13 protein-coding genes are annotated in these 13,841 nt (G+C 39.1%); all 13 read right to left on the bottom strand.

Going from position 1 to position 13,841, the window contains the following annotated elements; genetic code table 11:
• Positions 1-209: acyltransferase family protein (locus DCW36_RS12400; protein WP_164891118.1), on the bottom strand; the 209-nt coding region annotated here is incomplete at its 3' end.
• Between the two features lie 85 nt (positions 210-294).
• Entirely contained in the window at positions 295-1,041 is a 747-nt protein-coding gene (locus DCW36_RS12395; protein WP_114781609.1) for a glycosyltransferase family 2 protein, read from the bottom strand.
• Between the two features lie 36 nt (positions 1,042-1,077).
• Positions 1,078-1,644, bottom strand: a complete 567-nt coding sequence (locus tag DCW36_RS12390) for a WcaF family extracellular polysaccharide biosynthesis acetyltransferase (protein ID WP_114781608.1) — start codon at positions 1,642-1,644, stop codon at positions 1,078-1,080.
• A gap of 178 nt (positions 1,645-1,822) precedes the next feature.
• Complete coding sequence (locus tag DCW36_RS12385) at positions 1,823-3,145, bottom strand: nucleotide sugar dehydrogenase (RefSeq protein WP_114781607.1); 1,323 nt, start codon at positions 3,143-3,145, stop codon at positions 1,823-1,825.
• A gap of 249 nt (positions 3,146-3,394) precedes the next feature.
• Complete coding sequence (locus tag DCW36_RS12380; RefSeq protein ID WP_164891117.1) at positions 3,395-4,525, bottom strand: glycosyltransferase; 1,131 nt, start codon at positions 4,523-4,525, stop codon at positions 3,395-3,397.
• A 10-nt stretch (positions 4,526-4,535) separates the two neighbouring features.
• Complete coding sequence (asnB, locus tag DCW36_RS12375) at positions 4,536-6,407, bottom strand: asparagine synthase (glutamine-hydrolyzing) (protein WP_114781605.1); 1,872 nt, start codon at positions 6,405-6,407, stop codon at positions 4,536-4,538.
• 8 nt (positions 6,408-6,415) lie between these two features.
• Positions 6,416-7,528, bottom strand: coding sequence for a glycosyltransferase family 4 protein (locus DCW36_RS12370; RefSeq protein ID WP_114781604.1), 1,113 nt, complete (start codon positions 7,526-7,528; stop codon positions 6,416-6,418).
• Positions 7,529-7,531: 3 nt separating this feature from the next.
• A complete protein-coding gene (locus tag DCW36_RS12365) occupies positions 7,532-8,875 on the bottom strand; it encodes a hypothetical protein (protein WP_114781603.1) in 1,344 nt (447 codons plus the stop codon).
• An 18-nt stretch (positions 8,876-8,893) separates the two neighbouring features.
• Positions 8,894-9,997 (bottom strand): glycosyltransferase family protein, encoded by a 1,104-nt coding sequence (locus DCW36_RS12360; RefSeq protein WP_114781602.1) that lies wholly within the window; start codon positions 9,995-9,997, stop codon positions 8,894-8,896.
• Entirely contained in the window at positions 9,994-11,022 is a 1,029-nt protein-coding gene (locus DCW36_RS12355; protein ID WP_114781601.1) for a CgeB family protein, read from the bottom strand. The genes DCW36_RS12360 and DCW36_RS12355 overlap by 4 nt, the downstream gene beginning before the upstream one ends.
• Positions 11,019-12,167: a glycosyltransferase family 4 protein gene (locus DCW36_RS12350; RefSeq protein ID WP_114781600.1), complete on the bottom strand. Its 1,149-nt coding sequence runs from the start codon at positions 12,165-12,167 to the stop codon at positions 11,019-11,021. Before DCW36_RS12350 ends, DCW36_RS12355 begins: the two co-directional genes overlap by 4 nt.
• 54 nt (positions 12,168-12,221) lie before the next feature.
• Positions 12,222-12,866, bottom strand: coding sequence for an acyltransferase (locus DCW36_RS22875; RefSeq protein WP_114781599.1), 645 nt, complete (start codon positions 12,864-12,866; stop codon positions 12,222-12,224).
• Positions 12,867-12,872: 6 nt separating this feature from the next.
• Complete coding sequence (locus DCW36_RS12340) at positions 12,873-13,841, bottom strand: glycosyltransferase family 2 protein (protein ID WP_114781598.1); 969 nt, start codon at positions 13,839-13,841, stop codon at positions 12,873-12,875.

Below are 13,841 nucleotides of genomic sequence, written 5' to 3'. Positions count from 1 at the left end.
TCTTCTACTAAAAGCAAGTAAGTAATTAAAAAACCACTCAACACAAAAAATAATACAACACCTAATTTTCCAACTACAGAAATAAAAGGATTTGACCAATAATTTTGCAATCCTAAGAGACTTTTAATTTGTTCCATGTGATGGATAATCACTACAAATGCGGCTATAAATCTAAGTCCATTAAGATTAGGAAAGTAAATCTTATTCACAGTATTAGGTAAGTCTTTTAATAAAAATAGTAAAAAGGGCGATATTCTTATTAAATATGAAAAAATTCAATATATGATCATATCATTACTTTATGTATTGCACCAACTTGCGAAGCGGCTTCAAAAATCGGGTATAAAATTTTGGCTCTAACCCATTTATACGCCAAGCTTTATTATCTTCATTATTGGCTATAACTCTGTTTTTTAATGTTACATTACTCTTTCCACCTACACGCATACGTACCAGGATCTCAGGTAAATAGGCTGTACTTATCTTGTATTTGAACAGGTAACGCAGCATCAGTTCATAATCTGCAGCACTTTTAAAATCTGTATTATATAAACCGTACTTTTGATAGCAGGCTTTCTTTAAATAAAAAGAAGGATGTGGTGGCATCCAGCCAAACAGAAAATTTTCTCGTTTATAGCAGCCAGATACCCAATTTCGCACTACTTTGGATATATCATCCTTCTTCACATATAGTAGATCCCCGTATATGCTGTCTGTATTAAACTCTTTAAAAGCATCCGCGACATGGGTAATAGTTTCGTTGCTGAAAAAAATATCATCGGAGTGCAGCAAACCAATTACCTCACCCGTAGCAAGACCGATACCTTTATTGATAGCATCATATAGGCCCTTATCTTTTTCAGAAACAAACTTTGATATCCTACTACCATAACTTTTTATCACTTCTACTGTGCCATCATTTGAATTTCCATCCACAATTATGTACTCTATATCTGGATAAGTCTGGTTTAAAACTGACTCAATAGCATCTGCGATAGTTTCGCGGTTATTATAAACAATGGTAACAATAGAAATTTTCATTTTCAATTAAAGTCAGTCTTAGCTTGGAAAAGCCCCCTAAATAATTTGTCGTGCGCGTTTTGCTATAGCGGGATTACCCTGGTAAATTGTGTAAGGCTCCAGATTCCGGGTAGCTACCGAACCAACGGCTAATACGCTATGGCTACCACAGGTAACACCTGGACAGATGGTGGCTTTAGCCCCAATCCAAGCGCCCTGCTCCAGCGTAATATTCCCGACCTGCAGGTCAAAGGTCGTCTTCTTATAGTCATGGCTGCCAGTTAGGAGCATAGCACCTTGGGATATGCTTACATGATCCTCTATCTTCACCCAAGTCAGGTTATCAATCCAGACATTTTCGCCTATCCATACATAATCTCCTATCTGTAAAAGCCAGGGGTACTTTATGTTTACTCCCGGTTTAATGACCACACCTTTACCTATTCTGGCACCAAACAAACGCAACAGCCAAACTTTAATGCCACTGCTCGGGTTGAGCGGATTTATCAAAAAAAGTGCATTCACGATAAACCAGACAATACGTTTGGATGAAGTCCCACCCGGAGAGTACCAGCTGTTGTCGTAAGAGGATAAGTCAACTTTTTTTGAGGCTTCTTCTGTCATAAATCAGCGTGAATAGTAAAGATTAAAATAGCTAACCTTTCCTTCTGCAAATAATAAATTTACCTGAAGCAGGACTTACAGAATTTTAGAATTGCCAGAATTCATTAACACTTCAAATCCTGTTAATTACTAATCCTGTAAGTCCTGCTTCAGACAATAAATTAAGAACTGCTTCCGATTATAAACGGGCATCTACCAGGTCACGGTCCAGGCAAGCCTTGGTATCGAATATTACAGCATTGTTTCGCTTAAACTTTCTAAAGTCAAAACTGAGGAATTCATTGTGGGCCACAGCTACAATTATGGCATCATACATCACCGAGTCATCCACCTCTTTTTCAACACGGATACCATATTCATGCATCACCTCATCAGCGTCTGCCCAAGGATCATATACGTCCACATCCATACCGAACTGTATCAATTCATGATAAATATCCACAACGCGGGTATTACGTACATCCGGGCAGTTTTCTTTAAAGGTGAAACCCATAATCAAAGTTTTGGCACCCTTGATCTTATGCTCTTTATTGATCATCAGCTTCACGACTTTATTGGCTACAAACTGCCCCATATTGTCGTTCACCCGCCGCCCCGACAGGATAACCTGCGGGTGGTACCCCAGCGACTCAGCTTTGTGCGCCAGGTAATACGGATCGACACCAATGCAATGCCCCCCTACTAGGCCTGGCTTGTATTTGAGGAAGTTCCATTTAGTACCAGCAGCCTCTATTACATCGTGCGTATCAATCCCGATCCTGTCGAAAATCAGCGCCAGCTCATTCACAAAAGAAATATTGACGTCGCGCTGGGCATTCTCTATTGCCTTCGATGCTTCAGCTACTTTAATACTGGCAGCTTTATGCGTGCCTGCCTCTATAATGGAGCGGTACAGATCATCTACGCGGGAAGCCATTTCCGGCGTAGAGCCGCTGGTTACTTTTTTGATCTTTGTTAAAGTATTGATTTTATCGCCCGGATTGATGCGCTCCGGAGAGTATCCGCAGAAAAAGTCTTTATTGAACTTCAGGCCGGAAGCCTTTTCCAATACCGGCACGCAATCTTCCTCCGTACACCCTGGATAAACCGTAGATTCGTAGATCACCAGGTCACCGCGCTTCAGGATAGAGCCAAGCATTTCAGATGCCATGAGCAATGGTCTAAGATCAGGTGCTTTGAAATGATCTATGGGAGTAGGAACGGTTACAATGAAGGTGTTGTATCGACGTAACTCTTCTTTATCTGCCGAGAAGTATAGGCCGACGTTATTTTCTCTTCCTTCTTTCTTTGAAGCAATTACCTTTTGCAGGTCATCAATATTAGCTTCAAGTGTACGGTCCTGTCCTTCGCTTAGCTCGTTTACACGATCCTCGTTGATATCGAAACCAAGTACATCGTATTTCTTGCCCAATTCTATTGCCAGCGGCAGACCTACATAACCTAATCCGATAACGGCTATTCTTGCGTTCTCTACTAAAATATTATTACCGTTGCTACTCATTTTATAAGTTTGATTTTTTATAAGATATAATCAGGTACAAAACTAATGCTTTTCAACCAATTCCTATTAAACAATAGAAATTGCTGCACAGACATCATATTAATATCATGGCTGCCTAAAGCATGACGTATTTTCTAACTGCACCATCCACCATTATCTCAGCTCCTCATGTTCAGGTAGTCAGATGCCCGAGCCAATTGCTTTCCTATATTGGTGGCATTGAATCAGGATCTGACCACACTACCGTTATCAGGCGAACAAGCTCCTGTTTGCCTCTAATACCTCCTCATCCTTTAATACAGCTAATGCAAACTCTTTACAGTCCTGCTTCATTTGTTCATAGGCCTCCTGCTCCATCGCAAGCATAGCACTTAGGGCGTTTCTGAACTGCTCCGGCTGTTCAAGTGGCAGGTCGAAACCAACATTACTCTCTACCAGGTTCCTCCAGGGAGTTTTATCGCTGATGATAACCGGTACGCCTTCTACCAGGCTTTCCAATATAGCGTGCCCGAAATTCTCTCCTTTTGTAGGCAGGAAGAGGGCATGGTATTGTTGCAAGGTGGCGGGAATAAGGGTGTTCTCAATACTCCCTCTATAAGATACTTCTATATGCGCAGGTAAACTTTTTATGATTTCCTGGCAGGCCGCCCAGTAACCGGAGTCATTCAGCTGCCCGAACAGGTCGTAAACAATTTCACCATCGTATTGGTAACTTGCCAGTAGCTGCAGCGCATATAGCGTATTCTTCTCGGGTGAAATACGAGCGAAACTTACCAGCCGAAGCTGATTCGGAAGCTTTCGAACCCCATCTGCACTTTCTTTATCTCCTGGCTTTGCCGCAAGATTTGACGCCACAAGTACAGGTGTTGACATACCCAGCACCTCTTTAATATAACCAGCCTCCATCTCATTGGTGGCATGAAAATTAATGTTCCGGTACAATCCAACAAACCGGGCAATCTTGAAAAAGAGATTCTTTTTCCCTCCTTTCACTTCCCGTGCACCAGGCGCGAACATGCCTCTGCCTGCCACAAGTACACGTTCAGTATAAAGCGACCTACTGATGATAAGAGGGTAGATGGAGAAATAGCGTGAAAAGATGCCATTAATGTAAATGACATCCGGTCTGACATCTGTTATCACTTTCTTCAGAGATTTATAGGATAAATATGCTGATGAAAAATAATAAATATTAACATTGAACAGCCGCTGCCAGGTATCAGGTTTTACTCCAGGGTAAGGTTCTTTTGAGTTATAATCCGTATTGCGGGTAAGAATAAAAAAATCATACTCCTCCTGCAGATGCGCCACAAGATTGGCACAGGACCGGATCGGGCCTCCTGCTTTATAGCCGGGCAAAAACCAGTCTATAGTTATCAATATTCGCTTCTTATTCGATTCCATTTTCCTCCAACCAGTTTTCCAGCACAATCAGATACCATACTCTCGACCAGGTAACGGATGGGTCCAGTTGCAGGAAAGACTGCCACAGCTTGTGTACCTCAACAGCCGATAAAATACCGCGTCTGGCTAGGTTATTAATTTTTTGTTCACAGAACCCCCGCAAATCTGTCCGCAGCCATTCTTTCCAGGGCAGCGTAAAGCCCATTTTAGGCCTGTTAACGATCTCTGAAGGCAATAAATCGCTAACAGCATCTACCAGGAGTTTTTTGGGAGTAGAAGGGTATTTATACTGGTCCGGCACCCCGAACACATACTCCACCAGGTCATGATCCAGAAAAGGCACCCGCACTTCCAGGGCATGAGCCATACTCATCTGGTCCGTGTCACGGAGCAATGTGTTTTGCATATAAGTCTGCATCTCTGCCACTGAAATCTGGCTTAGGAAAGGCAAACTCCTCCCCTGCCGCTCCTGGCTTTCGTGCACAATCTGCTGAACCGCATCTTGCGGTGCCTGGTCATTATCTAAAAGCTCTTTTATCAAACTGTCTGATAGTATCTGGCGTGTAATGGGGTATGTATGTTCCAAATTCCAAGACGCCGCATTAAGTAACTGCTGCATTTTTGATGAAGCCACCCCAGGTCGTAACTTCACCAGTGATTTTCCTGCTACACGTTTCAGCGGCTTTGGCATCAGGTTCAGCCAAGCATACTGTTTTAAAGTTGTTAATCTCCTGAAAACATCATACCCGCCGAATACCTCGTCACCTCCCAGACCCGATAAAGCCATCGTGATGCCTGCTTCTTTTGTTACTTTAGAAACAACATAGGTGTTAGGGCCATCGCCGCTCGGATGGTCCATCGCCTTCAGAGCAGAAGGAATAAGCTCCAGGAAATCATCTGACCGGAGTTTGATCTCAGTATGGTCCGTATTGAACTTGCGCGCTATAGCTGCTGCATATTTCGCTTCGCTGAAAGCTTCTTCTTCAAATGTAACAGCAAATGTTTTCACCTGCTTGACAGCCACTTCACTCATCAAGCCAACTACAACGCTGGAATCGATCCCGCCGGAAAGAAAAGCGCCGAAAGGAACATCAGCTACCAGCCTTCTTTCCACGGCCTTTGCAAGCAGCTCCTTTACATCCTTTTTTATCTGCCCGTAATCTTTATCCTGAGCTTCGGCAGAAGCATTCTCTTCCGGAGACCAGTAACGCTGGATAGCGACCTTTCCGGCTTTAATGGTCATGGTATGGCCCGGCAGCAACATGGATACGCCCTCTACCATAGTTGCAGGAGCATGTACTGTCTGGTAGCGCAGGTAATCGGAAAGCGCTATTTTATTGATCTTTTTTTGAACCAGCCCGCTTTTAAGCAAAGATCTTATCTCTGAAGAAAAAATAAGAGTATCTGCAGATCGGTGGTAATAAAGCGGTTTTATTCCCAGCCGGTCGCGTGCTACAAATAATTCCTGCTTCTGCTTATCCCAGATGGCAAAGGCAAACATGCCTTTTAACCGGTGCACACAACCGCCCCCCCACTGTTTAAAAGCAGCCAGTATAACTTCTGAATCAGTTTGCGTTGCAAAAGGGTAAGCATACAGTTCTGACCGAAGTTCGCGGTAATTATAGATCTCGCCATTAAAAACCAGCACTTCATTTCCGTCTGCACTGATCATGGGCTGATGACCGGCAGCAGATAGATCAATGATAGAAAGCCTGTTCTGACCAAGCGCAATGCCATGCTCTTCAAAAATACCACTGTCATCCGGCCCCCGGTGGGCAATAGCTTTATTCATTTTCGCCATCACCTGCTGTAAACCGGAAATGGATCCAGAGCCAATTATGCCGTTAATACCGCACATATCTTTTTTTATATTTCTTCTAAAACTGTATTTAGCCTGGCAGTAAACTTATCAAAGCCAAATTTATCTATCACCCTGCGCTGCAGATCTTTTTTCTGATCAAAAGTAAACTTAATTTCCAGTTGTTTCTTTATTGCACCGGCAACTTCACTGGTATTTGTCGGATCAACAAGAGTACCTAATTTACCATGATCCAATGCATCTACACTGCCATCGATGTTACCGGCAATTACCGGCAGGCCACTTGCCATGGCTTCAATATACACAATGCCAAACCCTTCCTCCCGGCTAGGCATTACGAACAGATCGCCTATGAGATAATGATCGGTCAATTCTTCATCGGGCACAAAACCTGTCAGTATCACGTTACCGGCTACACCAAGTTTAGCAGCCAGGGCGTTTACACGATTAAATTCTTCGTTATCGTATTTCCCTACAATCACATATTTAAGATCAGGATATTCCTGCACAACCAGGGGCAGCGCTTCGATAATCGTATCATAGCCTTTATAGCCCTCTTTAGCAGATAAACGGCAAAGCGATAGGATAACAGGCTGCTGGTCCGTAAGCTGGTAGCGCTCTAAAAGATAGCCTGGTTTTTGAAAACTGGCAGGGAAATGTAGATAGGGATCCAGCGTATTTGAAAAAACTTTGATTTTGGTAGCCGGAATCCCATGCTTAGCTATAAGCTTTTGCCGGGTAAAACTACTAACGGCTAAAACAAGATTAGCCTCAGTTAATACCTTTTTTTTCAGCCAGCTGAGCTCATACCAAACGTCAATACCGTGGGCAATAAGAATTATTTTTAAGTTAGGGTTAAACCATTTAGCAATAACACCAACAATAGCCAGGTTAATATGCCCGATGATCAGCACATTGGCAGACACAGCAAGACGCAGGGTTGATAATAGGTAAGATACTTTGCTTCCGCTATAACCCTTTATAGAACTGCCACTCTCATAATACTTATCATCAAATTCAGATATAGCATCATAAGCTGCCGTTACAGCAATATCTTTAAACGGAACAAGCTTAGTAATACTTTTAATAAAGGCTTTGTTAAACTTTTCTATGCCGCCATGGCCTTTAAAAGCAGTAAGGTAAGTTAATACAATTTTCAATTCTTATAATTTAGTTCTGAAAAAATGCTTAGCAATCCAGTACACCAAAAAAATAACTATCGCAGCTTTGAAAATGTGATTGATGCCGGTAGTTATGTCACTTTCTGCTTTTATAGCTTGTTGGAAAAGTAGCGGAATCCAAAGCACTAACGAGGGGGTCGTTAGTGATAATTTTGAGATATGAGAAAGTACTGCAGCATATAAAAGCCCTAGAAAAAACATAAAGATTGCCCCGCCTGAGGTTGCAAAATTTGCATAAGCTTCACCTAATGGGCTAAGGTCCATACTGGTACCCTCTATTAGTTCCAATCCGGAATACTTTTCAAAAAGATCCTTGCCTCCTGATAAAACTTTATCAGGAGCTAGAAACCTTGGCAACAGGGTTGCTTTGATACCCTCTTTTATGGTTTCACCTTCAGCGTAAGGTTCATTTTGAGGGGTATTAACCATAATATGGCCTACAATCCAGCCTTGGTTTATCCTGTAAATAAAATTTTTATTATTCTTTTCGGAGAAGAGCCCTTCTCCCGCAAGCATAGTCTCAAGAGATGATTCCAACACATCCGTTTTAGTCAGTTCTTCTGATATCTGCCCTCCCCAGACAGCCCCTCTATAATCCCCTTTTACTGCCTGTAAGGTAAAAGCTACTAAAAACCCTGCGCCCAATACGGAGATTTTTTTTATAAAACTTAATTTATAACTTAACGAAAACAGCAGAAACAAGAAAGCCATCCATAATAATAAATCATGGAACAAAGCCATTGCGAAAGCATCTACAACTAAAAAGAACAGTACTAAACCGATATAGATGTATTTATCTTTTCGGTTTGATAACAATACATAAAAAGCACCTATGTATTTCAAGTTAGCCAGCAGGTAAACAAAGAATGCCAGAGAGGCCGGCATAAACTTTCCGGCATAAGAGAAAAAGAAGCCGGCTGCAATCAGGTATAGTCCGATGGAATGTTTTCCTTCAAAGTAAAGTCTTAAATTTGACAGAATCTGACTACCACTTTCATACTTGTCCTGCATGGCATAAAGACCTGCTGCAAAAAAAAGTACACCGGGTATAGCAAGCGCAAAATATTCTGCCTGCGGTACAGGCATGTAATAATAGTCGAAAGGGTGCAAAAAATTATAACTGAGATAGGGTCCCAATATCCATTGTAATGTTGCTATCATAAGAATAAGAGATCTTATCGCAACTTTTTCTCCTATTTCTTTTATAAAATTAAATACAGTAAAGCCAGTCAACAGCAAACAAAAAATACCTGCATCTTCATAGCCCCAGATGAAACTTAAAAGGAAAAACAGAATTATATATGCAAATATGATACTTGGCTTCATTTATCTCTATGCGATGCTTTATTCTAAGCTTCTGACGACGGTACTATACACTTCTTCAGCAAAGAAATTTATCTCTCTCCTGTTAACCGGGGAAACGGCTAATAAAGTTCTATAATCAAGATCTTCTAATTTATTAAAGTTTACCTTTATCACCCGTGGGGCAAAAGCCTCGCAAATATAGGGATAAGTTCCCTTTAGTTCCTCCGGAAAAAGAACATCCAATCCACACACCAGGTATTCAAATAACTTGTTGGGTGCATTATGCACATAGTTAGGGATGTGCCCCATATACAAAATTAAACCCATATCATACTCGGCAAGTACTTTGGGTAAACTGTAATAATCAACGCCACCTTTCAAACTAATCCAGGATGAGGAAACCTCTTTAAAATATACATCCGCGCTGTTACTGATATTATGGCTCCAGAAATCAAGATGTACAGCACCATTCTGCGCAACTACCCACTCGCATATTTCACGTACATACATGGTATCTGTACATAATGCTCCCACATATACCATTTTAAGTGGTGCACCCTGATTCGATTTATTTCTTTTACTCTGTAGTTTCCACTTCAGTGGTGGGTAATTAGGAACAATCTTTACATCCAAATCATTCAAACCGACATCACGTTTAAACAAACTGGCTCTCACTTCATTCGTATGTGAGATCCAATCAAAGAGATTATATAACTTCTTTTCAATAGAATGGATGAAACGATTTAAGAACATACCATTTCTGTACTCTTCCGGAGAAGTGTATTCATGGTAATGAACAAAAAGCTTTACTCGTTCAGGGAAGATTTTCTTCAGCAGGAGAGCAGGCAGACCTGAAAGAGTTTCGAAATATAAGATTTTATCAGGCCTGTACCGAATTAAACTAAACAGAACGTATAAATTAAAGTTCAGGTATTTCAGAAGTCGTATTATTTTGCGTTCGTTATTCTGAACACCGGACAACCTGTGAATTGTAACGTTGCTGGTAGAAAATTCATTATAAGCAGCATCTAACTTAGTAGACCAAACATTTGCCTGAATGTTCTGCTCATCTAAGAATTCCAGAAAGTTCATGGCAGGAGGATACTTTTCCAGAGGCAGAAAATGGATGATAGCTAATTTCACGACAATAGTTCCTGAAAAATATTATGAACCTCACTGGCACGTCCTTTATAGGTATACCCTTGCTCTACACAGCTATTATAGGCACTATGTCTTATTTTATCTGCTTCCGGTTTAGTCAGATTTAATAATGTTTTAATTTTTTGTACTGCCTCTTCTGTGTTGTTATACAAGAAAATATTTTCGTCAGTGTTAAAAAAAACGGCATGCTCTTTTGTATATGGTGCAAGTTGTATACCACCTACACCAGGGATTTCAAAGGAACGCATGTTATGGGAAGTCAGGTTATGTTTTCTAAGCATATTTAACTGTACCCGATATTTCCTTAACGTATACCAGAGATCATCCCCATAAACTGGTTGATTTAGAACAGCATTTGGATGCGAAGTAAATTTATGCCAATCGTTTCCATAAATAACTACTTCTATGCCAGCTTTCAGTAAAGCTTGAATTATCTTTGCCCGGTCATTATCCGGATTACCTATAAAGCATACTCTGTTGTCTTCTTCAATTTCAGATAATTTTTCAAAGGAAATATGGACAGGAATTTCATAAGCGAAGGGTAATAGTCTGCTATTAACCTTAATAGTTTTCAACTCCTCCATAATATCCATACTGTAAGTCAGGTACTGATCAAAAATGGCAATAGAATCAGTAACATTTTTATTGCCGCTTCCTCTTCCAGTAAAAATAAATGGATTATCTGGATTATAATTAACTAATTTAATACCCTGAGCTTTAGCAAACATTAATGTTTCAGGAGTAACTTCCATACCCTTAAATACCCACATCACATCCGGCTTTGTCTCTTTAATCTTTTCTACAAGTTGTTCATTTATCTTCGAGTATATAGATGAAAACTTTATTCTATGCTTTATTTTATTAAAAGCGCCTTTTGCTAAATAACTATAAAGAATATTTTGGGCTGGAAATAAACTAACTTCACAGGCTGCTTTTTCACCAAGGTATTTTAAAAAGAACTTCTCTATTGACCAGGTATAATCAGATCCAACAATTAAAATTTTCATCTTCCTTTAGTAAAAGCCTTAACCATGAGATCTACAGCAACATCTATTGACCATTTGTTAATTATCGCCTCTGATGCCGCACCAAATTTTTCAAAGTTATTGCTGTTGATACACTTTACTATTTTTTCTGCCAAATCTTCGGCATCATTCTGCTGAAAAATATATCCATTTTCACCTGATCTAACTAAATCGACTCCACAACCTACTTTATTACTTACAACTACGGCCTTGCCACATGCCATAGCTTCATTTATTATAAGCCCCCAGGTTTCATTGTAAGATGATGGTAAAACAACTATATCAGCGCTGCTATATACTAATGGCATATGGGATTGATTTTGAAAAGGAAGAAAACAAATATTTTCCATACTTTCTGCGCCTTGCTTCAACTCTTCCTCAAGTTCTCCATTGCCAACAAAAATTAAATTTATATCCTTTCTTTGGATTCTATTAAAAGCCCGTAGTAAAAGCAACGGATTTTTTTTTCTTTCAAACTTTCCGGTAAACAATATATTTATACCTTCAAGTGGTAAGCCTAAATTTTTTCGTGCTAGAACAGTGTCAACTGAAGATTCCGCAAACCTTTTATTATCTACTGTATGAGGTACCCAGAAAAGTTGGTTTTCTTTTAATCCATGTTTTAAATAATAATTTTTATTATTCTCACCAACAAAAAATGCGTAGTCTACATATTTATATATTTTTTTTAATAGTAAACGTCTTAAGATTTGTTTAGGCCCAGGGACTTCATCTAAAAGGTTTGAATCTCCACGGAAAAAAATCGGAATTTTATTTTTAAAATGCCTCAAGATATTTAAATGGCTGATAAAGCTCCAACCATAAACCAAAAGTGCATCCGGACAAAAGCGATCTATTTCATGAACTGCATCTGGATTTTGTATACCAAAAAAATGATGAGAGCCTGGGTCTTTCGCTGTGTTTTTTAAAAAAACAACTTCAAAACCATCTAATAAAGGAATATCCCATTTAATTTCTCTTTTAAACTTAGGGTCAAAAACTTTTTCCTGGCTCTGCTCCCAAGTAAAAAATACCTTTACAATAATATTTTCTACTTTAGCTAATTCTCTAAATAAAGGTGAGTTATATTGTATAGGATGGGTTGAAACTATTGCAACTTTGAACATTATTTCTCAGAAACTATCTGATTTTAGATAAATTTGTTTATTAGATTTACTATATTAACTCATCATTCCGAGCGATGATTGTAAGTTATTCACTTCAAAAATCCTTTTTTTGATCAATCTGGCCGGAGCACCAGCATATACACCATAATCCTCAAGTGTTCCTTTAACAACTGAATTAGAACCTATTATGACGCCGTTTCCAATAGTAGTTCCAGGCATAATGATACATCCTCTACCTATCCAAACATCATTCCCTATTGATATTTCAGCAGAAATATCCTTTTGAAACTTCATTGGCTCATCAGTACTCTTATAAGAATGTGTAGTGTCTCTTACACTTGAATATTCACCAATCTGTACATGATCACCAATTGTTATAGATTCATTACAGGCAATCAATACACCATATGATATTACACAATGTTCGCCAACACTAAACATACTATTACTACTAAACTCAAAAATTACATTATCATAAATTCTGAAATCTCTTCCAACCTTAACCTTAAAAGTTAAGCCTCTGAATAGGATACCCTCACCTAAATGTACATCAAACCTTTTAAAATAAAGCCATGCCTTGAACTTCCTGTACAGTGTGAAAAAATCTTTTATCTTTATAAAAAGAAAGTAAAGAACCTTTCGGATAAAATCATTTAAGGAAAGTTGCCTGGAATATTTTACAAATTTTTCTAAAAGCATATTAAATTATACCCTTTTTTTACTCCTGTAATAGGGGCTGGCAGACAAACCACTTGTTAAAGGATTTGCTGCATTTACCTGGTTGCAGTAACTAAAGTTGGCTCTTATAAATATTTTCAACAAATTAGGAAATGAGAAAGGAAAAGCTTTGAAAATTTTAAATGAATCCAAAAATTTCCCTTTAATAAATGTCCTTATCATATCTCGATAATATATGCCATATAAGTTATTAACAGCAATCATTTTCTCATTTGGTGAAAGCGGGCATCTGGAGTCTTGTAAAAATTTTAAACGATATTTTGTTGATTCTATTATACCTGTAGGACTTTTAAGAACAGCCTCAGAAGCTTGGCCCTCAGTTCGCCTCCACCATGCATTTCCCTCATTTATAACCAAAAAATTATTTTCAAGCGCTAGTTTGAACTGAACATGGGTATCGCCAGTCTTAATAGCAACATCAAAGCTTCCTACTTCCTTCAAAGCTTTAGTTTTAAAAAGAATTTGGGTAAAATTAATGCCCATAATTCCTGTCCCAAGGTATTCAAAACTATAAATTTCTATTGGTGACACCTCAAGAGGAAAGAGTACTTTTTCATTCCAGGGTCTGCAAACAGCAACTGCCGAATCTGGGAATGCATGTAACATAGTCACCATATATTCTAATCCATGAGGATACAATATATCATCTCCATCTATAAATATGAGATATTCACCCAACGCAAAATCTATAACTTGATTACGATTTGGATATTCCCGCAAATTTTTAAAGTTGCGGTGTGCTCTTATTCTTGAATCATTAAAACTTTTAATGATTTCCCATGTTCCATCAGTTGAGCAATCATCGCAAATAACTAGCTCAAGGTTTTCATAACTTTGCGAAAGTACACTTTCAATAGCATGCCTAACATACTTTGAGGAATTATAAGTTACCATTCCCACTGTAACAAGTGGTAAATTAACATTACCTGAACTCAT

Origin of the sequence: Botryobacter ruber, from assembly GCF_003347595.2 — a bacterium.
Taxonomy (GTDB): Bacteria; Bacteroidota; Bacteroidia; order Cytophagales; family Hymenobacteraceae; genus Pontibacter; species Pontibacter ruber_A.
This window is presented reverse-complemented; position numbering and strand designations above follow the sequence as displayed.

Coding starts and splice junctions, on each gene's coding strand:
- asnB (WP_114781605.1), bottom strand. CDS start 6,407: ATGTGCGGTATTAACGGCATAATTGGCTCTGGATCCATTTCCGGTTTA.
- DCW36_RS12390 (WP_114781608.1), bottom strand. CDS start 1,644: ATGACAGAAGAAGCCTCAAAAAAAGTTGACTTATCCTCTTACGACAAC.
- DCW36_RS22875 (WP_114781599.1), bottom strand. CDS start 12,866: ATGCTTTTAGAAAAATTTGTAAAATATTCCAGGCAACTTTCCTTAAAT.
- DCW36_RS12365 (WP_114781603.1), bottom strand. CDS start 8,875: ATGAAGCCAAGTATCATATTTGCATATATAATTCTGTTTTTCCTTTTA.
- DCW36_RS12395 (WP_114781609.1), bottom strand. CDS start 1,041: ATGAAAATTTCTATTGTTACCATTGTTTATAATAACCGCGAAACTATC.
- DCW36_RS12385 (WP_114781607.1), bottom strand. CDS start 3,145: ATGAGTAGCAACGGTAATAATATTTTAGTAGAGAACGCAAGAATAGCC.
- DCW36_RS12350 (WP_114781600.1), bottom strand. CDS start 12,167: ATGTTCAAAGTTGCAATAGTTTCAACCCATCCTATACAATATAACTCA.
- DCW36_RS12355 (WP_114781601.1), bottom strand. CDS start 11,022: ATGAAAATTTTAATTGTTGGATCTGATTATACCTGGTCAATAGAGAAG.
- DCW36_RS12340 (WP_114781598.1), bottom strand. CDS start 13,841: ATGAGTTCAGGTAATGTTAATTTACCACTTGTTACAGTGGGAATGGTA.